A 23,491-nucleotide genomic window follows, 5' to 3' on the forward strand; every position below is an offset into this window, starting at 1 on the left:
GGGCGGCCCTGGTCGGCGAGCCAGGCGGCGCGGTAGACCATCCAGCGGGCGGCCTCGAACTCCGTGCCGATGCGTTCGCGCAGGGCCTGCAGGGTCATCGCGCCGCGCTGGTAGACCGCAGTCGCCGCCATCCAGGAGGAACGAACCATGCGCATCGTCGTCGCCCTCGGGGGCAACGCCCTGCTGCGCCGCGGTGAACGCCCCGACGCCGCCGTCCAGCAGGCCGACGTCGACCGGGTCGCCACCGCGCTCGCGGCGCTGGCCCATGACCACGAACTGGTCATCACCCACGGCAACGGCCCCCAGATCGGCCTGCTCGCCATGGAGAGCGCGACCGACCCCGCGCTGAGCGCCCCCTACCCGCTGCCTCTGCTCGGAGCCCAGACCCAGGGCATGATCGGCTCCCTGCTGGCCCGCACCCTGCACGACGCCCTGCCCGGTCGCCGTATCGCCGCCCTGATCACCCACACCCTCGTACGCGCCGACGATCCGGCCCTCGACCGGCCTACGAAGTTCGTCGGCCAGGTCTACGGCGAGGACGTCGCCCGAGCTCTCGCACGGCACCGCCGCTGGTCCATGGCGCGGGACGGCGAGGGCTGGCGCCGAGTCGTCCCCTCACCGGCTCCGGAGCGGATCCTGGAGACCGACACCATCCACGACCTGCTCGGCGCCGGTGCCCTGGTCATCTGCGCCGGCGGCGGAGGCGTCCCCGTGACGGCCGACCGTGACACGGGCGCGCTGACCGGAGTGGAGGCCGTGATCGACAAGGACCTCACCGCGGCCCTGCTCGCCGAGGACCTCAAGGCCGACTTCCTGCTCGTCCTGACCGACGTGCCCTACGTCTACGAGGGTTACGGAAGCCCAGACCAGCGGCCCGTTCTCGACGCCACCCCCGCGGAACTGCGCCGCGTCGGGCTCCCGGACGGCTCCATGGGGCCGAAGGCCGAGGCCGCCGCCCGGTTCGTCGCGCACACCGGTGCGCTGGCGGCCATCGGGGCCCTGGACGCGGCGTACGAGATCGTCCACGGCAGATCGGGAACGCTGGTCCGCCCGGATCTCACCGGCGGCTGAGACCGGCCTCCGTGTCTCTTCGCGCCGCTCTCCGCCCACGCCGGTCCCACAAATCCGCCTGCCCTGTAGTCTTGATCCACTCTGCGGCGCAGGCTCGAGAGACTCGGTCAATCACCGGTGGGCGGAATCGACATTGAACGCGACCCGAACGACGAGTGAGACGGAGCGGGACCGGTGGGGCGGAGGCGTGCGGTCGCCGCGTGCCCTGGCCCGTCTCGCCCTGCTGTGCGTGGCCGCGGCCGTCACGGCCGTGGTGGCGGTCGGCGTGGCCCACTGGCTGATCCTTCTGCTGGGCCTGGTCGGCCTCGCCCTCGCGGGTGCCGGCCTCTGGTGGGCCCTGGCGCACCGGGGGTTCGCGCGACTGTGCGGGGCGCTGCTGGCGATCGCCGCGCCCGTGGGGGTGATCGTGCTGTACGCGGTCTCGGGCCTGTGGATCGTGGCGGCGGCGGCCGTCGCGGCCTGGACGGTCGCGGTGGGCTGCGCCAGAAGCGCGCTGCGCGGACTGCGCACACCGCACGGCATGCGGTCCCGCTCGGTCCGGCCGCCCCGCCGTGCCGTACTGATCATGAACCCCCGCTCCGGGGGCGGAAAGGTCGGCCGGTTCGGGCTGGTGGAGAAGGCCGAGGCGCTGGGCGCCCGAGTGATCCTCCTCGACCTCGACACCCGTCCCGACCCGGTGGCGCTCGCCCGCCGGGCCGTGGCCGATGGGGCGGACCTGCTCGGTGTGGCGGGCGGCGACGGCACCCAGGCGCTGGTCGCGGGGGTGGCCGCCGAGCACGGCCTGCCGTTCATGGTGGTGACCGCGGGGACCCGCAACCACTTCGCCATGGACCTCGGCCTGGACCGCGACGACCCGGCGCGCAGCCTTGACGCCCTCACCGACGGTGTGGAACTCCGCGTCGACCTGGGGGACGTGGCCGGGCGCCCGTTCGTCAACACGGCCTCGTTCGGCGCGTACGCGCAGATAGTGCAGAACCCCGACTACCGGGACGCCAAGACCACCACGGCCCTCGACCAGCTGCCCGACCTGCTGACGGGCGACGCGGCCGCCGCGCTGACCGCCCGCACCGACGACCAGCGGCTCGACACCCCGCAGGCGGTGCTGGTCAGCAACAACCCGTACGCGCGCGCCGATCCGGTCGGCGGCGGTCGCAGACCCCGGCTTGACACGGGCACCCTCGGCGTGATCGCGGTCCGCGTGGAAGGCGCCGTACGCGCCGCCGAACTGGCCCTGTTCGGCGAACGGGCCAGCAGCATCACCACCTTGACGACCCATCAGCTGGTGATCGAGTCCGACGAGGAGCTCATCCCGGTGGCCGTGGACGGCGAAGCGCTCACCCTGCCCCCACCGGTCGTCTGCACGACAAGACCGGGCGCACTGCGTGTAAGGGTGCCCCGCCACCGCCCCGGCGCCCCCTACATCGCCCCCTCCGTCGACTGGCGGCGCGTGGTCCGCCTCGCGTTCGACCGCACCCCCCACCCGCGCAAGCACAACCAGGAGCACACCGATGACCGACCGACCGCCGCGTGAACAGCGCGTCCCGCGAGGCCTGTTGCGCGATCTCGCCGCTCTCGACCAGGCGCTCTACGAGGCCGTGACGATCACCAGCACACCCGCGCTGGACTCCGCCCTGCGCCGCTTGTCCGCGGCGGCCGACCACTCCAAGATCTCCTTCGCGGTCGCCGGAGCCCTGGCCCTGTGGCCCGGCCGCTCGCGCCGCGCCGCCGCCCTGGGCGTCGCCGCGATCGGCGTCGCCTCGACGACGGCCAACCTCCTCGGCAAACGTCTCGTACGGCGGCCCCGCCCGCACCGCGCCGAGGACTCGCCCTTCCCCGGACGGCACGTGCCCATGCCGGCGTCCGCCTCGTTCCCCTCCGGCCACACGGCGTCGGCGGTCGCCTTCGCCGCGGCGGTGGGCCCCGCCCTCCCGGTCGCCACGGTCCCGCTCGGCCTGCTGGCCTGCGCCGTGGGCTACTCCCGCATCCACACCGGGGTCCACTACCCGGGCGACGTCGTCGCCGGCGCCGTACTGGGCACCGGCGCCGCGGCCGCGGTCCTCGCCGTCGCTCACTGGGAGGGCCTGCCGACCCGGTAGCCCCAACTCGCTTACACTCCGGCCCACTTGCGGGCGTGGCTGCTTTTCGACCCTCCGAACGCTTCTGATTCGGTTTTCAACGGATCTTGAAGATCCTGTGTGGAAAACCTGTCTAAGATCTGGGGCTTGTACGGAGAGGGAGAACGTGTGAGCGAGTCGGCAGGCCCCAGCTGCCCGGAGTGCGGCAAACCCAGGGCGGTGGACGGCACCCCGACCTGCTCCTGCGCCCGCCGCGCCTCCGAAGCCCATCGCGAGACACGTACGGCGGAGGCCGCGGCCGCGGAGGACTTCGACCCGGTGCGCATACGGCCGTTCGTGGAGATCGACGCCGACTCCGCGGCGGCGGAGGGCGATGCGGCGACGGGCGGCGACGCGGCGACGGGCGACGATGCGCTTCCGGCCGATGGCGAGGGGCCGCAACAGCCCGGCGCCGCGGATGGATCGACCGACACCTTCCCGCTCGTCGGCGAGGCTCCTCCCGAGCCCCCGTCCGCCACCGCGCCCGAACGCCGGCGCAGGTCCCGTGCCCTCCTGGTCACCCGCGCCGGAGCGGTCGCCGCCGTCCTGCTGACGGGCGCGGTGATCGGCGGCGTCTTCTGGTACGAGAGCCCGTCCAGGGACGATTCCGTCTCCGGCGGCGCACGGCCCGGTCTGCCGGAAGGGACCGCCTCGGCCGACGCCCCGTCGTCGTCGGATCCGTCCGCCACGGCGTCCTCGGCTTCGCCGTCCGCGACCTCGACCCCCTCGCCGAGCGAGACCACGACCGCCGGCCGGCCGACCCCCAGCAGCACGCCGAGCGGCACCACACCCACCGCGACGACCACCGGCGCCCCCGCCCCCACCACGTCGAACGGCCAACCCCCCGTCCTGCGCTACGGCGACAAGGGCCCCGAGGTCGTGGAACTCCAACTGCGGCTGAAGCAGGTCGGTTTCTACGACGGTGCAGCCGACGGAAACTACGACAGCGACGTCGAGAGCGCCGTCCGCGGCTACCAGCTCACCCGCGTCATCCTCCAGGACGAGTCGGGCGTCTACGGCGCCGCGACCCGGGCGGCCCTCGAGTCGGAGACCAGGAAGCCCTGAGCCTTCGCCGGCCACGGTGACCGGTTTCCCGTCCCGCGATCTCTACACTGGGCCGCAGGCCGCGGGCGGGAGGAGGTGCCGGTGACCGGAGCGCGCCCCGCAGGGCTGTTCGTCGGCCTGTGCACGCTGGACGTCATTCAACTCGTCGACCGGATGCCCGGCCCCAACGAGAAACTGGCCGCCCGCGAACAGACCGTCTCCGCCGGTGGCCCGGCGGCGAACGCGGCCGTGACCTTCGCCCACCTGGGCGGCGTGGCGAGGCTCCTCACGGCGATCGGCGCCCATCCACTGGGGCGGGCGGTCACGGCCGACCTGGACCGGCTGGGTGTGACGGTCCGCGATCTGACGGCGGACTCTCCGCGACCGCCGGCGGTGTCGTCCATCCTGGTCACCGCCTCCACCGGAGACCGCGCGGTCGCCTCCACCAACGCGACGGGCCGCGAGCTGTCTCCTCCCGCCGACCTCGACGCGCTGGTGGCCGCCGCCGATGTCGTCGAGTTCGACGGTCACCACAGCGAACTGGCTCTGGCCGCCGCCCGCGCCGCGCGCTCGATCGGCCGAACGACCGTGCTGGACGGCGGCAGTTGGAAGGACGGCACGGAGAAGCTCCTGCCGTCGATCGACGTGGCCGTCTGTTCCGCCGACTTTTGTCCGCCCGGGACGAGCACACCGGCCGACACCTTGCGGTTCCTGCGCGGACACGGGGTGACCTGGGCCGCGGTGAGCAGGGGAGGGGAACCCGTCGTGTGGGCGGGCCCCGACGGGGACGGCGCGGTGGAGGTCCCGCCGGTCCGGGTGGTGGACACGCTGGGCGCGGGTGACGTCCTGCACGGGGCCATCACCCATCGCCTCGCCGTGCAGGGGCGGTTGACGAGGCGGGGCTTCGTCGAAGGCCTGAGCCGGGCGGTCGAGGTGGCTTCGCGGGCGTGCGCCTCCTTCGGTACCCGGGCCTGGATGCTGCCGGAGTGACCGGCAGAGGGGACTCCCTTCGATACCTCGGATCTCTTCCGCTCCATTGACGCCCATGCGGCTCATGCCTATGTTGCAACGCGGGATAGCTCCGATGAATCACCGAGTCGCCTGGAGGTAACGTGGCCAGTCCCTCCGCGCCCAGCCCTTCGCCGCCCGACCCGTCCAGACGTGCCGTCCTCGCCACCGGATCCGCTCTGGGCGGCGCACTGGTGACGACGGGTCTGGCCGGACAGGCGACGGCGGCCGAGCGGACCACCCCCGCCGTAGGCCGGCCCACCACCCCCGCCTCCGATCCCTGGCGCACCGTCCTCGACGACGCCGACCTGGTCTGGCAGCGGATGCCGACGGCCTGGTACGAGGGGCCCTTCCTCGGCAACGGCTTCCTCGGCTCCGGCATCTACGCCGAGCCCGGAGCGACCTCGACGGCCGTGCGCTTCACCATCCAGCACTCCGAAGTGCAGGACCACCGGCCCGAGTTCGGCTCCCTCTTCGGCCTGGCCCGGCTGCCCGTCGGGCACTTCACCCTGGAGCCGGTCGGCGCGATCACCGCCCTCGACTGGCGACTGTCGCTGCACGACGCCGAGTTGACCGGCACACTCACCACCGAAAAGGGCACGCTCGCCCTCCGGGCCCTGGTCCACAACGACCGCTCGGTCCTCGCGGTGGAGGTGACCCCGAGCGACGGCGAACGCGACTTCCGCTGGGTGTTCCACCCGGCGGACGCGATCAGCCCGCGAGCCGCCTTCAAGCCGCTGCCCGACGGCTATCAGGGCAATCCGCCGGCCCAGGTCGCCGACCACCAGGGGGTGAGCGCCGCCGTACAGCCGCTGCTGTCGGGCGGCCAGCACGTCACCGCGTGGCAGGAACGCGCCCGAGGCCGCGCGCGAACGCTGTACGTCCATGTCGCCCACTCGTATCCGCAGACCACGGCCCTGCCCCGAGCCCTGAAGGCGATCCGCTCCACCGCCCGACTGCCCTGCTCCGCCCTCGCGTCGACCCACCGCGCCTGGTGGCACGCCTACTACCGCAAGAGTTTCCTGTCCCTGCCCGACGCGCGTATCCAGCGCTTCTACTGGATCCAGCTCTACAAGGCCGCCTCCGCCGCCCGCCGTGACGCACCGGTGATGGCGACCAGCGGTCCCTGGCTCGAGCCCACGCCGTGGCCCAACACCTGGTGGAACCTCAACGCCCAGCTGGAGTACTGGCTCATCCACGGCTCCAACCACCTCGAACTCGACGCGATCACCAGGGCGTTGAGCGAGTTCCGGGACAATCTCGCGGCCGAGGTCGCGCAGCCGTACCGCACCGACTCGCTCGGCATCCCCCGCACCACCGATCCCCATCTGGTCAACGGCGCGGCGAGCCCGCTCATGGGGTACGGCGTCGGCGTCCCCGGACAGGACCCGCCCACCCCCGAAGTCGGCGATCTCACCTGGGCGCTGCACAACGTCTGGCTCAGCTACCGCCACACCATGGACCGGTCGATCCTCGCCGACGTCCTCTTCCCTCTCCTGCGCAAGGCCGTCAACTACTACCTGCACTTCCTGGAACCGGGCCCGGACGGCAGACTCCACCTGCCCGCCACCTTCTCCCCGGAGTACGGCGGCGACTCCCGCGACTGCAACTACGACCTGATGCTTCTGACCTGGGGCTGCCGCACCCTCGTCGAGTCGGCCGAACTCCTCGGCGTCGACGACCCGTTGACACCCCGCTGGCGTGAGGTCCTGGCGAAGCGGGTCCCGTATCCCACGGACGCGAACGGCTTCATGATCGGCGCGGACATCCCCTTCGCGAAGTCGCACCGCCACTTCTCGCACCTGCTCGCGGTCCACCCGCTCCACGAGGTCACCGGCCGCACGCCCGACGAACGCGCCCTCATCGAGAGGTCCCTGGCCTACTGGGTCGGCTTCGAGGGCGCCCTGCAGGGCTACACCTTCACGGGAGCCGCGTCGATCTCCGCCCTGCTCGGCAAGGGCGAGGACGCCCTTTCCTACCTCGGTGAGCTCATGACCCGCTTCATCCAGCCCAACACCATGTACCAGGAGTCCGGGCCGGTCATCGAGACGCCCCTGTCGGCGGTCCGGTCACTGCAGGACATGGTGTGCCAGTCCTGGGGCGGGATCATCAGGGTGTTCCCGGCCCTCCCGGCCGCCTGGGCCGACCTCGCCGTCCATGACTTCCGCACCCAGGGCGCCTTCCTGCTGAGCGCACGCCGCGAAGGAGGCACCACCCGCTGGGTACGGCTGCTCAGCGAGGCGGGCGCGCCCTGCGTCGTACGCCACGGGATCGCGGGCCCGGTCGACGTCCGCGACGGACGGGGCCGCCCCCTGCACCACACCGCCGCCGGGGACGGCGCGGCCGAGATCCGCCTGCGCAAGGGAGAGTCCGCCCTCATCACCGCCCGGGGCGACCATCCGGACCTGTCCGTCGTCCCCGTACGCCCCCACGGCGACGCGCCCCGCTGGGGGCTGCCCGCCGGCCCGGCATGACCGGTTCGGGCGTACGGGCCCATTCATTGGGCGGTACTTGAGGTGCGGTGCGGCGGGGCCCGGGGTCAGATGGGTGGCATGTCAAGATCCATATCCCGCTGTCGCCGCCTGCCGCTGACAGCCGCCCTCACGGGCCTCCTCGCCCTCCTGCCGGCCCTCTCCGCGACACCCGCCGCCGCCGAGTCGATACCCGAGCGCGGCAGCGCCTACATGGGCATCGGCGTCATGGCCCACGAGGCGACCGACGGCAGCCCCGACGCCCTGCCCCCCACGACCCGGGCCGCGCAGACCGAGGGCGTCGACGTCGCCAGCTACCAGAAGGACGTCGACTGGTCCGCCCTGTGGAGCAGCGGCACCCGGTGGGCCTACACGAAGGCCACGGAGGGCACGAGCTACCGCAACCCGTACTTCGAGGGACAGTACGGCGGCGCGTACGACATCGGGATGGTCCACGGGGCCTACCACTTCGCCACGCCCGACACCAGCAGCGGCACCGCCCAGGCCGACTACTTCGTCGACCACGGGGGCGGCTGGTCCGCGGACGGCCGGACCCTGCCCGGCGCGCTCGACATCGAGTGGAACCCCTACGGCGACTCCTGCTACGACAAGAGCGCCGGCGGCATGGTCAGCTGGATCCGTGACTTCCTGAACCGCTACAAGGCCCGCACCGGCCGTGACGCCGTCATCTACACCTCCGCGTCCTGGTGGTCGAGCTGCACGGACGACAGCACCGACTTCGGCTCCACCCCGCTGTGGGTCGCCCGCTACGCCTCCTCGGCCGGGACGCTCCCGGCGGGCTGGTCGTCGTACACCATGTGGCAGTACACCTCGTCCGGGCAGACGGTCGGCGACCATGACCGGTTCAACGGGTCGGCCGACAAGCTGAAGCAGTTCGTCACCGACTGACGCGCGGGCTCGCGCTCGGGGGGCGCCGTCTCCGGCTAGGCGACCCGGACGCCGATGACGCATGTGTCGTCGTCCGTGTCGGACCTGCTGTGCGTGAGCAGGCGGTCCAACTGCTGCTCCAGGGTGGGCTGGAGAGTGCGCGCGGTCGTCAGCAGATGGGTCAGCGACTCCTCCACCGAGCGGTCACGGCGCTCGATCAGACCGTCCGTGTACAACAGCAGGGTGTCGTCGACGGCGAGTTGCACCTCGTGCTCCTCGTAGGCGGCCTCCGGCACGGCGCCGAGCAGCAGTCCGGTGACCAGCGGCAGGGGAGTCGCCTCGCTGCCGCGCACCAGGACGGGCGGCAGATGGCCCGCTCTGGCCCAGCGCAGGCTGCGGCGGTCCGGGTCGTACAGACCGCAGACCGCCGTGGCCGTGACGGACCCGGTCAGATGGTGGGCCACCATGTTGAGCCAGGACAGCAGCTGTCCCGGCCCGGCACCGGTGACGGCGAGACCGCGCAGCGCGTTGCGCAGGACGACCATGCTGGTCGCCGCCTCGATGCCGTGTCCGGCCACGTCCCCCACGCACAGCAGCACCAGCCGGGAGGGGAGCACCACGGCGTCGTACCAGTCGCCGCCGACCAACTGCTCGGTCTCGGCGGGCCGGTAGCGCACGGCGACCCGTAGCCCGGGGGCCTCCAGGGGGGCCTGCGCGGGCGGCATGATGGCGTGCTGCAGCTGAAGGGCCAGCCGGTGGCGTTCGCTGGCCTGCTGCTCACTGTGGGCGAGCTGGTCGCGGGTGACGGCAAGGGCGACCTCCGTCCAGTGGTGGGCGGAGATGTCCTGGTAGGCGCCGCGGACCACATACAGCCGGCCGTCGGAGTCGAGGACCGGCTCGGCGGCAACGCGGATGTGCCGGGTGACGCCGTCGGGCCGCTGAAGCCGGAAGGCGGTGGCCGCAGGACGGTGGTGGTGCAGGACGGTGCGCAGGAACCGCCCGATGGCGACCGCGTCGTCGGGGTGGGCGTGCGCGGGCAGTTGCTCCAGCGGGACCGGCCCCTCGGCGGCCGACTGGCCGTAGAGGTGGTGGAGCTGGCCGTTCCAGGTGATCTCCCCGGTCAGCAGGTTCTCCTCGAAACCGCCGATGCGGCCCAGCCGTTGGGCGTGCTGGAGCAGGTTCGCCAGCCGCGCCGTCTCGTCCTCCGTGCGCCACAGCAGCAGGACGCTTCCGCCGTGCCGGCTGATGCTGATGTCGGCGACCGCGGCCAGCGGTACCTCGTCCACCAGGGCGGTGAGCCGCATGCGCTGGGTGCGGAAGGGCTCGCCCGTCGCGTAGACGCGTTCGACCTGTTCGAAAAGTCCGCTCTCACCGGCGGCCATCGGGTACGCCTCGAGGAGGAGGGCGCCGCTGACGGCTCCCCGGGGCCGGCCGGCCGGGTCGAGGAAGCGGGCGTTGACATGGTGGATGCGGAAGTCGACGAGGTTCCCGCCGGCGTCCACCTCCGGGACGAGGACCAGCGCGGGGTCGTGCAGTCCGTCGGCCAGGTCCATCAGCTCGACGGCATCCGGCAGTACACGGGGTCCCGGGTCGTCGTGCGGGCCCCGCAGGGCGTAGGTCTCCAGGGTGTGTGCGCACAGTTCGGCCAGTGCCTCGATCTGGCGGACGATCCGCGGGGGCTGGGGTTCCAGCGGCGTCGGCCAGACGATCTCCAGGACCCCGTGGATACGGCCCCCGGCCCCCGCCGGCACGGCGGCCCGGCCGCCGTCGGGATGCTGGTGCCGGCCGACGGAGGGCAGACCGGTGTCGCTCAGCCGGCCGATCCACTGCCCCGTGCGCTCGGTGAGGCCGCGGCGGGCCACGGTCGCCACTCCCGGCGGAACATGCCGCCAGCGGTCCACCTCCGCGGGGGAGAAGCCCGCGCTGCCGGCGAGGGTGAGGGAGCCGTCGGCCCCCAGTGCCCAGATGCCCACGGCCACCGCGCCGAGCGGGGTGAGCGCGTGCTCCAGCAGGGAGTCGGCTGCGGCCTGCGCGTCATGGGCGGCGAGCGCGGCGCTCTCCGCCGACCGCAGTTCCACGGCGGAGGAACCCTGCTCCGGTGCGCCGGGTGTCCCGCCTCGGCCGGCCGTGGCCGCGAGGAAGGCAGTCGTGACCTCCGACAGCCGGTCGCGGGAGGCCTGGTTGATGACCTCGACGGCGAACTCCAGGGGCGTGACGCCCGCCTGCTCGGTCAGCTCGGCGAGCTGGCGTGCGGCCTGCGCCGGCCCGCACCCCAGCCGCTCGACGAGGATGCCCTTGGCCAGCTCGACCAGGGCCCGCCCGTCGGCCTCGGCCTGCGCCGCGCGCACCTCGCGGCGCAGCCGGTCCACGGTCGCGGCCAGTCTCCCGACGGGGGAGACCTGGACGACGGTGTCCTCACCGTCGCCGCCGGCCACGCTCGGGGTCGCGCCCGTGCGGGCCGCCGGCACTCGGGGGGACCCCGCCCCGGGCAGAGCGGGGCCGCCGGTCGCCGGGACGTCCGGATCGGGCGGCTGGTGAAGTCGGCTCACGTTAAGACGGTTCCTCGGCTCGGACGTCCAGGGACGGCACGCGGTCGGCGGGCACGCGAAGCGGCGTGTCGGTTGATCACTCGGATCCTTCGGGTCACCCGGTCAGCCGGTGCCGTACGCGCTCGATGAGGTCGCCCGCGTCGACGGGCTTGGTGACGTAGTCGTCGGCCCCCGACGCCAGGCTCTTCTCCTGGTCGCCCGGCATGGCCTTCGCGGTGACCGCGATGATCGGCAGATCCGCGAACCGGGGCATGGAGCGGATCTCCGCGGTGGCGGTGTACCCGTCCATCTCCGGCATCATCACGTCCATCAGCACCAGGGAGACCTCCGGGTGGGCGAGCAGCATCTCGATGCCCTTGCGGCCGTTGTCCGCGTGCAGGACCTGGAAGCCGTGCAGTTCGAGTACCCCGCTGAGCGCGAAGAGGTTGCGGGCGTCGTCGTCGACCACCAGGACCGTACGGCCCAGGAAGGAGTCGTCCACGACCTGGGCGGCGGGCCGTGTGGGCTCGTCCGCGCGCACCAGCGTCAGTACGTCGCCCGGCTCCTCGGCGGACAGATGCAGCGTGATGCGCTCGCGCAGCTCGTCCAGACTGGCCAGGAAGTCCAGCGGACTGTCACCCGCGCGGGACCGCAGCAGCTGTTCCTGCACCGGATCCATCCGGTGACCGGTGTGCACGAGCACGGGCACGCCGGCCAGCGCAGAGTCGCCCTCCATGGCCTCCAGCAGGCGTACGCCCTCGTCGTCCGGCATGCCGAGTTCCAGCACCACACAGTGGCAGGGGTCGGCCGCGAGTGTGGCGGCCGCCTCCTCGGCCCCCACGGCCGTGATGATGTCGATCGTCCCGTGCGGGTCCTCCGGGACGGGCGCGAGGTCCGTGACGGCGCGCTCGGCGACGAGCGTGAGCAGACCGCGTGGCCGCTCCTCGACCACGAGCAGACGGCGCCTGCGCCGCTCCGACGGCGCGGAGGAGGTGAGCTCCGGCGCGTGGGCGGCCGGTCGTGTCTGCGGATCGGGCGTGTCGTGCGGCTGCTCATGGGTGCGTCCGCCGCCGAGGACCTCCGCGAAGTCGGCGCGTGCGACGGGCAGATAGAGGGTGAAGGTGCTGCCCTGGCCGGGCGTGCTGTCGACGGTGACGGCACCGCCCAGCAGATGGGCCATCTCCCTGGTGATCGACAGGCCCAGACCGGTGCCGCCGTACTTGCGGCTGGTGGTGCCGTCCGCCTGCTGGAACGCCCCGAAGATCGTCTCCAGCTGCTGCTGGGGAATGCCGATCCCGGTGTCCTTCACCCGGAAGGCCACGACCGGGCCGCCGCACTGGACCCCGGAGGGCACCTCCCGGTCCGCCGCGGGTTCGATGCGCAGCTCCACGCCGCCCTGCTCGGTGAACTTCACCGCGTTCGACAGCAGGTTGCGCAGGATCTGGCGCAGCCGGGAGTCGTCGGTGAGCAGGTCGGCGGGCGTGCCGGGCGCGGTGGCCACCGCGAACTCCAGGCTCTTCTGCGTCGTCATCGGCCGGAACGTCGCCTCCACGTACTCCAGCAGCCTGCGCAGCTGGACGCGTTCGGGCGCGACGTCCATCTTGCCGGCCTCCACCTTCGACAGGTCGAGGATGTCGTTGATCAGCTGGAGCAGGTCCGAGCCCGCCGAGTGGATGATGCCCGCGTACTCGACCTGCTTCGGGGTGAGGTTGCGGGAGGGGTTCTGGGCGAGCAACTGGGCCAGGATCAGCAGGCTGTTGAGCGGGGTGCGCAGCTCGTGGCTCATGTTCGCCAGGAACTCCGACTTGTACCTGGAGGCCAGATCCAGTTCCTGTGCGCGGGTCTCCAGCTCCTGCCGCGCCTGTTCGATCTCCAGGTTCTTGGCCTCGATGTCGCGGTTCTGGGAGGCCAGCAGGGAGGCCTTCTCCTCCAGTTCGGCGTTGGAGCGCTGCAGTTCGTCCTGCTGGATCTGCAACTCCTCTGACCTCGCCTGGAGTTCGGCGGTCAGCCGCTGCGACTCGTCCAGCAGCTCGTCGGTGCGGGCGTTGGCCACGATGGTGTTGAGGTTGACGCCGATGGTCGGCATCAGCTGGGCCAGGAAGTCCTGGTGGATCTGCGTGAAGCGGGTGACGGAGGCCAGCTCGATGACGCCGAGGACCTGGTCCTCGACCACGATCGGCAGCACCACCAGGGCGCTGGGCACGGCCTGTCCGAGGCCCGAGGAGATGGTCACATAGCCCGGCGGCAGCTCCTCCACGGTGATGGCCCGCCGGTTGCGGGCGGCCTGGCCGACCAGCGAGCGTCCCACCGGGATGCGGACGGGCCGGTCGGCGTCGTCGGGAGAGCCGTACGAGCCCACCAGCCGCAGCTCGTGACCGCGCTCGGTGTCCTCGGCCAGGTAGAAGGCACCGTACTGGGCGGTGACGAGCGGTGCGAGCTCGTCCATGATCAGCTCGGCGACGACCGGCAGGTCCCGGTGGCCCTGCATCAGGCCGGAGATACGGGCGAGGTTGGTCTTGAGCCAGTCCTGCTCCTGGTTGGCCCGGGTGGTCTCGCGCAGGGACTCCACCATGGAGTTGATGTTGTCCTTGAGCTCGGCGACCTCCCCGGACGCCTCCACGGTGATGGAACGGGTGAGGTCGCCCTCGGCGACCGCGCTGGCGACCTCGCCGATCGCGCGCACCTGACGGGTGAGGTTTCCGGCCAGCTCGTTGACGTTCTCCGTCAGCCGCTTCCAGGTGCCCTCGACGCCCTCGACCTCGGCCTGGCCGCCCAGCCGGCCCTCGCTGCCGACCTCGCGGGCGACGCGGGTGACCTCGGCGGCGAACGACGACAGCTGGTCGACCATCGTGTTGACGGTCTCCTTCAGCTGCAGGATCTCGCCGCGCGCGGGCACGTCGATCTTCTGCGACAGGTCGCCCTTGGCCACCGCGGTCGCCACCTGGGCGATGTCACGCACCTGAGTGGTCAGGTTGCCGGCCATGGCGTTGACCGAGTCGGTCAGGTCCGCCCAGGTCCCGGAGACCCCCGGCACCTCCGCCTGGCCGCCGAGGGTGCCCTCGGTGCCCACCTCGCGTGCCACCCGCGTGACTTCGGAGGTGAAGAGGGACAACTGGTCCACCATGCCGTTGAAGACCGTGGCGATGTCACCGAGCAGGCCCTCGCCGTCGGAGGGCAGCCGGGTGCCGAAGTCGCCGTCCCGGACAGCGGTCAGGCCGGCCAGCAACTGCCGGAGCTCCTGCTCGCCCGGCCCGCGTTCCACGGCCTCGGTCGTCCTGCCCGTCATGCGCACCCTCGTCCCGCTCCCCAGGAGCCCTCACGGTGAGGGCTCGGAACCGCGCCGGGCCGTGAACAGCCCTGCCCACCGCCCGGTGTTCCCGCTGTTCACGGATCCGTACGATGAGGAAATCCGGTGAAGGTTAACTCAGTTGTCGGGCGGCAACCAAAGCCTTGCACGAGCTTCCCGGCCGTGCGACACATGTGCCGGGAAAGCGGCATGACGGGACGCGCTCGGGGTACTCGGCCGGGTTTCGGCGGCCCCCGTGGCGGCCGTCAGCCGGCCAGAGCGTCCTGCACGGTCGGGTGGCAGGTGACGATGGTGTCCAGGCCCACGAGCTGCACCGTCCGCAGCACGGACCCGCGCACGCCCGCGAGCCTCAGCCATCCCCGAGCGGCCCGCGCGCCCTGATGCAGGGCGATGAGGGCGTTGATCCCGCTGGAGTCCATGAACGTCACCCGGCTCAGATCGACGACCACCCGGGGGCCCGTGATGGTGTCGGCCGCGGGCGCGGCCCGGGTGAGAGCGCCGGCGCTCTGGTGGTCGACCTCACCGCGGAGGCTGAGCACGACGACTCCCTCGGTCTCGGTCCGGACCACGGACAGCCGACCGTGACCTGCTGCTTCCTCGTTGTCCGCCACTGATATCCCCTGCGCACTCGACGGCACCGGCCATGTCCCCGCGTGCAAACGTTGCCCCGGGATACCGCACGCGATGCGTGCACATGGCCCACACATCTACGAGTGGCGCAGGTGTAGTACGGGAATTTCGGGGAAGTCGCGCGCTCATGAACGGGGTATTGCACATGGTCGGCAGGGAGCCTGTCCTGTTGGAGGAGTGTTCCCACATGCCGGATGACGCGCCCGCCGAGGTGACCGTGGCCCTGGACGGGGCGGTCGGCTGTATCGCCGACGCGCGGACCAGGGCGTCGGAGTTCCTCGCACGGATCCAGTCCGAGCACGGTCTGCCGGTGACGGCACGCACCATGGACCTGACCCAGCTGGTGGTCAGCGAACTGGTGACCAACGCGCTGAAATACGCGCCGGGACCCGTGCTGCTGCAGCTGCGGGTCACCGGCGGATCGGTGGAGATCTCGGTGTGGGACAGCGATCCGACCCTGCCCATGGCCCGCGCCGCCGACGCGGGGCGGGTGGGCCAGCACGGTCTGGAGATCGTGATGGCGGTGGTCCAGGGCTTCGAGGCGCGGCGAGAGCCCGTCGGCAAGCGCATCACCGCCCGGCTCGCCCTCTTCGATCACCCACTGCTGGGCCTCGACGGCTGACGGGGTGAGCCGGGGGGCGGGAGGGGCACTCGGGTGACAGCCGGCGCGCGGGCGGCGGCGTGGGACGGGAGCGACGGCACATGCCCGATTTCGATGCGTTCACCGACCGGCTCGATCCCGAGATGTGTGTGGTCACCGCTGCCGTCGGCGAGCGGCGGGAGGGCTGTCTGGTGGGGTTCCACTCGCAGTCCTCCATGGACCCGGTGCGTTTCACGGTGTGGCTCTCCAAGGCGAATCACACCTACGAGGCGGCGCGTGCCGCCGGCTGCCTGGGTGTCCATCTGCTCACCCGTGAGCAGCACGATCTCGCCGTCCTCTTCGGCGGTGAGTGCGGTGCCGGCGTCGACAAGTTCGCCCGGGTGCGGTGGACACCGGGATTCGGCGGGGCGGTCGTCCTGCCGGACGCGGCGGCCTGGTTCGTCGGCAGGGTCGAGGGACGCCTGGACGCGGGGGGTGACCACGTCGGGTTCGTGCTCGCACCGGTGCAGTGGGACGGGCGGCACGAAGGTCCCCTGCTGCGGCTGCGAGACGCGCTCGACATCGACCCCGGACATCCGGCGGGACGGCCGCACGAGCGCGACACGATGGCTGAAAACGAACGCTGACGGGTCCGACTTCGGCCAGTTGTGGAATTGGACGGGCACAGAGGCGGTGGGATGCGGAATCCGGGGTATCCGGCAGCGCGAGCGGCCGATCAGCCGTGTCGAGAACGAGGGAGAGGCTTCATCATGACGGCGGCGTTGAAGACCGAGGCCGGCGCGGTGCGACTGCCGGAGGGCACTGATCCTTCCCGTGTCACTCCGAAGGACGCGCGGGAGTTGACCCGGCTCTTCCTGGCTCGGCTGGCCGTGCTGGAGGAGGGCACCGAAGAGCATCAGTACGCGCGCAACACACTGATAGAGATGAATCTCTCCCTGGTGCGCTATGCCGCCGCGCGGTTCCGCAGCCGGGGACCGCAGGAGATGGAGGACATCGTCCAGGTCGGTGTGATCGGCCTGATCAAGGCGATCGACCGGTTCGAGGTGGCGCGCGAGGTGGAGTTCACGTCCTTCTCGATCCCGTACATCGTCGGTGAGATCAAGCGCTTCTTCCGCGACACCTCCTGGGCCGTCCACGTCCCGCGCCGCCTTCAGGAGGCCCGCGCCCAACTGGCGCAGGCGACCGAGGAACTGAGCAGCCGTCTGGGCCGCACGCCCACGGTCGCGGAGCTGTCGCAGCTGATGTCCCTCTCGGAGGAGGAGGTCATCGAGGCGCGGCTGGCGTCCAACGGCTACACCTCCGCCTCGCTCGACGCCGCCATCTCCACCGGTGAGGAGGGCGAGGGCGTGCTGGCGGACTTCATCGGCCGTGAGGACGCCACCCTGGAACTGGTGGAGGACTTCCACGCGTTGGCGCCGCTGGTCGCCCAACTCGACGAGCGGGACCGGCTCATCCTCCACATGCGCTTCGTGGAGGAGCGCACCCAGGCCGAGATCGGGGAGCGGCTGGGGGTCTCGCAGATGCATGTCTCCCGTCTGCTGAGCCGTCTGCTGGCCCGGCTGCGGGAAGGCCTGCTGCCCACCGGCTAGGGCCTGGGGGCGGGCAGGGCCGGTGCGAGAGGGGCCCCGGGGCCGGGAGGGCCGATGTGCCCGAGCGGTCCCGGGGCGGGGCTGACCCGTACCTGTCGGCTGCGGCGCTATCGTGCCGTTCATGCCCGACCCCGTACCGGATCCCTCCCCGCCGCCCCCGGCTCCCCGCAGAGCGCGTGAACTCGGCCTGGTGATCGGGGACCTGCCCACCGGAGCGCACAACGCCCTCACGGACGTCCCCGGCATCCGGGTCGGGCACACCACGCTGACCCGTCCGCCGAGGGTGCACAGCGGTGTCACCGCGATCGTCCCCGACGGCGTGGGGCCCGCCGCCCCGCTCCCGGCCGGGGTGTTCGCGGGCAACGGCTACGGCAAACTGATCGGCACCACACAGATCGCCGAACTCGGCGTCCTGGAGACCCCGGTCCTGCTCACCTCGACGCTCTCCGCGTTCCGTGCCGCGGACGCCCTGGTCGGCTGGATGCTGGAACGGCCCGAAGGCGCGGACGCGCGCAGCCTCAACCCGGTGGTGGGGGAGTGCAACGACGGTCTGCTGTCCGACATCCGCTCCCGTCCGGTGCGCGAGGAACACGTCCGCGCCGCGCTCGACACCGCGTCGGGCGGGCCGGTCGCCGAGGGCTGCGTCGGCGCGGGAACCGGCACGGCCGCCCTCGGCTTCAAGTCCGGCATCGGCACCTCCTCACGGCGGCTGCGCCTCGCGGGCCGGGACGTGACCCTCGGAGTGCTGGTCCAGGCGAACTTCGGCGGCACGCTACGGCTGCTGGGCCGCACCCTCACCCCCGCCGACGTCGGCCTGCCCGCCTCCGAGCCCGGCCCCCGAACCGTTCCCGAACCCACCCCGGACAACGGCTCCTGCATGATCGTGGCCGCCACCGACGCCCCCCTGGACGCCCGCCAGTTGACCCGTCTCGCCCGCCGCGCCGTCTACGCCCTGGGCCGGGTCGGCGCGGCGTACGGCCACGGCAGCGGCGACTACGCGCTGGCCTTCGGCACCCGTCCGCCGGGCGCTCCCGCCGCCGTACCCGACCACGAACTGGACCCGCTGTTCATCGCCGTCCTGGACGCCGTGGAGGAAGCGGTCCTCAACTCGCTGCTGACCGCCACCACGACCACGGGCCCGTACGGCGACACCCGCCACCCGCTCCCCGCGGCCCCGCTGCTCGCCCTGCTCCGGTGACCGGCGCCGGGCCCGCCGCTCAGGTGACGTCGGCCACCGAGAAGACGCCCGGCCCGCTCACCCCGTACAGCGCCCCGCCCACCCGCAGCGGCGGCACGGCACTCGGGGACAGCTGCTCGAAGGACTCGCCCTCGGTGTCGAAGGACGGGGAGGTGCGGCCGATCTCCCTGCCGGTGCGCGGGTCGAGGGCGAGGATGGCGGTGTTGGGCAGGTTGACGTACAACCGGCCGTCGTGGAGGGCCGGTTCGCTGAAGACGCGCAGGTCCCGTGAGCTGGTCCACAGCGGTTTGCCCTGCTTGAGGTCGAGCGCGAGCAGGGTCTCGTTGCCGTAGTCGAAGAGGTACATGGTGTCGCCGCGCACCAGGGGCGGCGCCTCCGGCTCGACGCTCCAGGGGAAGTCGATCCGGCGGGTCTTCCCGCTGCCGAGGTCCTGGATGAAGAAGACGGAGGACACCCCGGTGTTGTTCTCCCAGCGCGCGTAGTACGCCGTGCCGTCGTGCACCGTGGCCAGCCACAGATCTCCCTTGGGCGCCTTCACCGTCCCCAGCGTCCGGCCCGTCCGGGCGTCGACGCGGGCGATCCGGCCGGAGCCGGCGCGCAGGTCGGCGTAGATCACCCCGGCGGGCCCCGCGTAGAACGGGAGGGCCGGGGTGCCGTTCACCGTCCGCCGCCACAACTCCTCGCCCGTGCGCGGCTCGTACGCCGTGTAGTGCCCGTTGTCGCTGGACCCGATCTCGTCCCGGCGCACGATCAGTACGCCGCCGACGGCCGAGAAGGTGTCCAGCGGGCCGTTCAGATGCCACAGCCGCTTCCCGGTCCTGCCGTCGAAGGCGTCCATGCCCTCGGAGCGGTCGGCGCTGCCGACGTACACGACGCCGTCGCTCACCACGGGTCTGTTCAGCGAGAAGAGGTTGACCTGCTTCCGGCTCATCGGCCTCGACCAGTCCACCCGGCCCGTCGCGGGGCTGAGCCGCATCAGCGCCACCTGCTCGGAGGAACAGAAGACGCCGAGCGCGTCCGGCGTGCACGCCGGTCTGACGTCGCTCTTGCCCGTCTTCAGCGCGTTGTGCCACGGCCTCCACCCCGCAGGCGTCGAACGCGCCACCGCGCCCGCCGCCGGGTCGCGAGGGGCGCCCGGCTTCTCCGGGGAACGGACCACCAGGGTGGTGACGACCACTCCCGAGACGGCGAGGAGAGCGGCGGCACCCCACAGCCAACGCCTGCGAGGCCCCTTCGGCGGCGCGCTCACGGCGGTCGGGGGCGGCACCCGCGCCGTCTCGGACACCTGGCTCGCCGTGCCCGTGTCCGAATGGCCGGCGGGCTCCTCGTCGTCCGGCACCTCCGGCAGTGCCGCCAGCGCCACCAGCACCTCGCTCGACGTCGGTCTGTCCGCCGGGTCCTTGGCCAGACAGACCGTCACCAACGGGCGCAGCGGCGCGGGCAGTTCACGCAGGTCGGGATCGCTGTGGACGGTGTTGTACGCGGCCAGGTAGGCGTTCTCCGCCTCGAACGGACTGTGTCCCGTGGCCGCGTACACCAGCACCGCGCCCATGGAGAACACGTCGACGGCCGGACCCACCTCGCGCGGACGGCTGAACTGCTCCGGCGCCATGAACGGCGGCGAACCCATCACCACACCGGTCTGGGTGCGGACGTCGCTGCTGGCCGCACGCGAGATGCCGAAGTCGATGACGCGCACCGCGCCGTCCTCCCCGCCGCCCTCCAGCAGAAGCACGTTGCCGGGCTTGAGATCCCGGTGCACGACCCCCGCGCGGTGGATCTCCCGCAGCGCCTCGGCGAGTTCGGTGCCGAGCCGGCGCAGCGTCGGCCAGTCCAGCGGTCCCGACTCGGTGACCTGGTCGGTGAGCGTGCGGCCCGGCACGAAGGCGGTCGCCATCCAGGGCCGCTCCGCCTCGGGATCGGCGTCCACGACCGGCGCCGTGAACGCTCCGCTGACCCGCCGCGCCGCCGCGACCTCCTGCCGGAACCTGGCCCGGAACTCGGCGTTGCCCGCGTATCGCGCGTGCACCACCTTGACGGCGACGGCCCGTCCCGACACCGATCTGCCGAGGTAGACGACGCCCATCCCGCCGGTCCCGATGCGCGCTTCGATCCGGTATCCGCCGACAGACCGCGGATCGTCCTCGCGCAGGGTCACCGAAGCTCCTTCACCGGATCCGGCCTGGACGGTCATGAACATGCTTGTGGCATGGACCGTTCACTCTAGCGGCACCCGTCGGTGGGGCGACCGCTCGTCTCACGTCTACGGCTCGTGCGGGGGAGGCGGCGGAAGGTCGGTGACGGCGGGGGCGGCCTCGGGCCAGACCAGCAGGACCGGACAGGGCGCGTGGTCGACGACGAAACGGCTCGCCGGACCCAGGCTCTTCGGCCCGACCCGGCCGCGGTCCCCGTCCCGGGCCAGGATGAGCAGCTCCGCGTCCTCGGCGGCCCGTACGACCTCCCGCTCGACGCGTCCGGCGCGCTCGACGCGGCCGCACGGCCGGCCGAGCCGGTCGGCGGCGGCCCGCAGGAGCCGGTCCGCCGACTCGGCGGCCATCCGCTCCACCCGGATCCCGGGATCGCGCTCGGGATGACCGCGCCCGAGCAGGCCGGCGAAGGCGCCGTGCGCGATCTCCGGGACCTCGTGCCCGCTCACATGCAGCAGGACGACGTCCGTGTCCTCGCCGACATGGGCACGGGCGGCGTCCACACAGGAGGCCCAGGTGCCTTCGACGATCCAAACGAGGACGGCCATGTGCTTCCCTCCGGCCCGCGGGCTCCCCGGTCACGTTGCCTGACATGCGGTGCACTCCCACACTGCCACGACACGGGCCCGAAGCCCCGCCGAACGACGGTCACGGCCGCGGTGTCCGCAGCCACCAGCGAGCGGACACCCGTACGGCCGCCGGCATGGCGGTGTCCTTCCGTACGGTGTGCAGGATCCCCGACTCGCCCGCCCTGCCGATCGCGTAGACCAGCCGGTCGAGGACCGAGGCGTGACCGGGGCGGCTGCCCTGGCGCCAGGCGGTGCGATGGCGTCCCAGAGCCCGGGCCCAGAAGGCGGCGGGACTCGTGCCGCCGATGTGCCCCAGGGCGTGGGCGGCCACGTCGGTGATGGTCGTCGAGGCACGGGGATCGACGACCAGGGCCTCCACCGCCGACCGCTCGGTGGGCCCGCCCAGCTTGCGGAGCGCCTGCAGCAGCGTGGTCACCCACAGCTCGTCACCGCGCAGCCAGGTCGCCGAAAGCTCCTTGAGCAGTGTGGCCGCCACCGGAGCGCGGTAGGGACTGGCGTGGATCAGGGTGGCGGCGTACAGGCGGACGTCGAAGACGGGATGGAAGAGGGCCTCCTCGATCAGCGCGGGGAGGATGAGGTCGTGGTAGCCGTCCGGCGGGGTGTCCATGCGCGCGCACGCCTCCTGGGCGAGACGCCGGGACAGGAGCCGGGCGGTGCCGCGGGAGCCCGGCCGGAGCGTGGGCAGGGCCTTGTCCTGCTGCTCTTCGGCGAGTACGTGCACGGCGTGCCGGTGTCGCCGTGGCGCCGGGATCTGCCGCAGCACGGACACGACGAGTTCCCGTGTCTCGGCGTCCGGACCGGCTCCGGGATCGGCGAGCACGCCGGCGAGGGTCGCCGACAGGGCGGTGAGCTGGGCACCGTTGAAATGCCCGTAGTGGATCTTTCGTACGCAGGCCATCAGCGCGCCCTTGAACACACGGTCGTCCGCGGGGGAACGCAGATGACGCATCACCTGAAGTCCCGCAGCGGCGCGGTCGCTTCCGTCGTACATGCAGACCGTGCCGATCAGGCTCTGGACGCTGCGGTCGGCGACCACGGCCCGCAGGACCTCCACGGCTTCGGCGCCCAGCACCGGGTGGGCCAGCATGCGGTTGAACGCCTCGAAGCGCTGCATCCAGTTCACGCCGTCCGTGATCAGCACCTCGCCGAGCAGGCGCTGGGCCGCCGACTGCCACAGATCGCTCGTACCGTAGGAGAAGCGCGGGGCGGAGAAGGTGAGCGCCGTCAGCTCGTCCCACGCGTCGCCGTCGAGGGTCTCCCCGCCCGCCGCGCCACGCAGGAGTTCCTCGGTGCGCTGCCAGGCCGTGCGCTCGTCGGGATGGAGCCGGGACAGGGGAAGGGCCGTGCGGGAGACCGGCGCGTAGTACCGCAGGACGGTGTCGAAGACCGATGTCAAAGAGCCGTTCGGACGTTCCAGCAGCAGTTCGTAGCCGCGCACGGCGTCGTACGGCACGGCGCTGAGCCCGCGCTCCCAGCGGGACACGGTGGCCGGGTGAACGCCCTGTAATCGCAGCGTGCTGAGGGCCTGGGCGAACGCCGTCTGGTTGCGCCACCGCCGCTGACCGTGCAGCCTGCACACCCGCAGGAGCCATGCGCACCGTAATCGCGGGGTGAGCGTGAGGGAGTCGCCCGCCCGGGACGGAGAAGCCGGCGGCCGCCCCCGTGTGCGCCCTTCAGCGCCCTCTGCCATACGGGGATTGTAGATGTTTTCCACCGATACGTAACGAGCCGTGGAAGCACGCAATAAATCGCGGCGGAGCGCCGGTTCGGCCGTATGTTCCTAGTGCCGGACACGGTCGGCGGGCCGGATGCCCCAGGGCATCGCAGACGCGGGCGCACGCCATGCTTGGTGTGGGGAGCCGACACGGACGGGCGCCCGTGACCGGGGGAGGGAGTGCCCCACAGACGTGGGGCACTCTCCCGAGCGCTACGCGCGGGGGCGCTCGAAGGTGAGCAGCAGACCCTCGACCGACCCGGGACCGATACGGCCCTTGACGTCGGCGGAGGTGATGGCCTTCAGCCCCCAGCCGTCCTCCGCGTGCTTGTTGAGCACCTTCTCCAGCTTGTCGCTGTCCAGCGCGTCGCCGATCAGCGACTCCCTGAAGGTGACGACCTTGTACTCGTAGGCATAGACGTTGCTCATGGCTGCGGTGTCCTTCTGCGTGTCGGTGCGAGTGGCCTGGGGCCAGCCAATCATGGTCCGCCGCCGGCCGGCGTCCGCAGGGGTGAGGTGGCGCCGGATCGG

Annotated in this window: 17 protein-coding genes and 1 pseudogene; 11 read left to right on the plus strand and 7 right to left on the minus strand. The window is 72.2% G+C overall.

What is annotated here, in order from left to right:
* Nucleotides 1-147 precede the first annotated feature (147 nt).
* From ABZT17_RS39310 to ABZT17_RS39340, 7 genes are all read left to right on the plus strand, one after another.
* Nucleotides 148-1,071 (plus strand): carbamate kinase, encoded by a 924-nt coding sequence (locus ABZT17_RS39310; RefSeq protein WP_356356547.1) that lies wholly within the window; start codon nucleotides 148-150, stop codon nucleotides 1,069-1,071.
* Between the two features lie 187 nt (nucleotides 1,072-1,258).
* Complete coding sequence (locus ABZT17_RS39315) at nucleotides 1,259-2,602, plus strand: diacylglycerol kinase family protein (RefSeq protein WP_356356549.1); 1,344 nt, start codon at nucleotides 1,259-1,261, stop codon at nucleotides 2,600-2,602.
* A complete protein-coding gene (locus ABZT17_RS39320) occupies nucleotides 2,580-3,167 on the plus strand; it encodes a phosphatase PAP2 family protein (RefSeq protein ID WP_356356551.1) in 588 nt (195 codons plus the stop codon). The genes ABZT17_RS39315 and ABZT17_RS39320 overlap by 23 nt, the downstream gene beginning before the upstream one ends.
* A 147-nt stretch (nucleotides 3,168-3,314) precedes the next feature.
* Nucleotides 3,315-4,250, plus strand: coding sequence for a peptidoglycan-binding domain-containing protein (locus ABZT17_RS39325; RefSeq protein WP_356356553.1), 936 nt, complete (start codon nucleotides 3,315-3,317; stop codon nucleotides 4,248-4,250).
* Between the two features lie 81 nt (nucleotides 4,251-4,331).
* A complete protein-coding gene (locus ABZT17_RS39330; protein WP_356356556.1) occupies nucleotides 4,332-5,219 on the plus strand; it encodes a PfkB family carbohydrate kinase in 888 nt (295 codons plus the stop codon).
* 341 nt (nucleotides 5,220-5,560) lie between these two features.
* A complete protein-coding gene (locus ABZT17_RS39335) occupies nucleotides 5,561-7,711 on the plus strand; it encodes a glycoside hydrolase family 95-like protein (protein WP_356356592.1) in 2,151 nt (716 codons plus the stop codon).
* 78 nt (nucleotides 7,712-7,789) lie between these two features.
* Complete coding sequence (locus tag ABZT17_RS39340; protein ID WP_356356558.1) at nucleotides 7,790-8,617, plus strand: lysozyme; 828 nt, start codon at nucleotides 7,790-7,792, stop codon at nucleotides 8,615-8,617.
* Nucleotides 8,618-8,652: 35 nt separating this feature from the next.
* Here the strand turns inward: ABZT17_RS39340 and ABZT17_RS39345 are convergent, their stop codons facing one another.
* The 3 genes and pseudogenes from ABZT17_RS39345 to ABZT17_RS39355 form a co-directional block, all read right to left on the minus strand.
* Complete coding sequence (locus ABZT17_RS39345; RefSeq protein ID WP_356356594.1) at nucleotides 8,653-11,031, minus strand: SpoIIE family protein phosphatase; 2,379 nt, start codon at nucleotides 11,029-11,031, stop codon at nucleotides 8,653-8,655.
* A gap of 208 nt (nucleotides 11,032-11,239) precedes the next feature.
* Nucleotides 11,240-14,428: pseudogene (locus tag ABZT17_RS39350) on the minus strand (response regulator); the annotation flags it as partial.
* Nucleotides 14,429-14,676: 248 nt separating this feature from the next.
* Nucleotides 14,677-15,042 (minus strand): STAS domain-containing protein, encoded by a 366-nt coding sequence (locus ABZT17_RS39355; RefSeq protein WP_356356560.1) that lies wholly within the window; start codon nucleotides 15,040-15,042, stop codon nucleotides 14,677-14,679.
* A gap of 206 nt (nucleotides 15,043-15,248) precedes the next feature.
* Here ABZT17_RS39355 and ABZT17_RS39360 point away from each other — a divergent pair, with 206 nt between their 5' ends.
* The 4 genes from ABZT17_RS39360 to ABZT17_RS39375 all read left to right on the plus strand — a co-directional run bounded on the left by ABZT17_RS39360 (nucleotide 15,249) and on the right by ABZT17_RS39375 (nucleotide 18,449).
* The gene (locus tag ABZT17_RS39360) at nucleotides 15,249-15,683 is read left to right on the plus strand and encodes an ATP-binding protein (RefSeq protein ID WP_356356562.1); all 435 of its coding nucleotides are present in this window, start codon (nucleotides 15,249-15,251) and stop codon (nucleotides 15,681-15,683) included.
* Nucleotides 15,684-15,763: 80 nt separating this feature from the next.
* Entirely contained in the window at nucleotides 15,764-16,288 is a 525-nt protein-coding gene (locus ABZT17_RS39365; RefSeq protein ID WP_356356564.1) for a flavin reductase family protein, read from the plus strand.
* A 123-nt stretch (nucleotides 16,289-16,411) separates the two neighbouring features.
* Complete coding sequence (locus ABZT17_RS39370; protein ID WP_356356566.1) at nucleotides 16,412-17,251, plus strand: SigB/SigF/SigG family RNA polymerase sigma factor; 840 nt, start codon at nucleotides 16,412-16,414, stop codon at nucleotides 17,249-17,251.
* Nucleotides 17,252-17,372: 121 nt separating this feature from the next.
* Nucleotides 17,373-18,449: a P1 family peptidase gene (locus tag ABZT17_RS39375; protein WP_356356568.1), complete on the plus strand. Its 1,077-nt coding sequence runs from the start codon at nucleotides 17,373-17,375 to the stop codon at nucleotides 18,447-18,449.
* 19 nt (nucleotides 18,450-18,468) lie between these two features.
* On the opposite strand, the gene ABZT17_RS39380 is transcribed toward ABZT17_RS39375, so the two are convergent.
* The 4 genes from ABZT17_RS39380 to ABZT17_RS39395 form a co-directional block, all read right to left on the minus strand.
* On the minus strand, nucleotides 18,469-20,607 hold the full coding sequence (locus ABZT17_RS39380; protein ID WP_356356570.1) for a PQQ-binding-like beta-propeller repeat protein: 2,139 nt from the start codon (nucleotides 20,605-20,607) through the stop codon (nucleotides 18,469-18,471).
* Between the two features lie 105 nt (nucleotides 20,608-20,712).
* Complete coding sequence (locus ABZT17_RS39385) at nucleotides 20,713-21,204, minus strand: universal stress protein (RefSeq protein ID WP_356356572.1); 492 nt, start codon at nucleotides 21,202-21,204, stop codon at nucleotides 20,713-20,715.
* A 100-nt stretch (nucleotides 21,205-21,304) separates the two neighbouring features.
* On the minus strand, nucleotides 21,305-22,936 hold the full coding sequence (locus tag ABZT17_RS39390) for a hypothetical protein (RefSeq protein WP_356356574.1): 1,632 nt from the start codon (nucleotides 22,934-22,936) through the stop codon (nucleotides 21,305-21,307).
* Between the two features lie 237 nt (nucleotides 22,937-23,173).
* The gene (locus ABZT17_RS39395) at nucleotides 23,174-23,389 is read right to left on the minus strand and encodes a DUF4177 domain-containing protein (protein ID WP_356356576.1); all 216 of its coding nucleotides are present in this window, start codon (nucleotides 23,387-23,389) and stop codon (nucleotides 23,174-23,176) included.
* Between the last annotated feature and the right edge of the window lie 102 nt (nucleotides 23,390-23,491).

The sequence above is a fragment of the Streptomyces sp. NPDC005648 genome (assembly GCF_040605395.1).
Classification (GTDB): Bacteria; Actinomycetota; Actinomycetes; order Streptomycetales; family Streptomycetaceae; genus Streptomyces.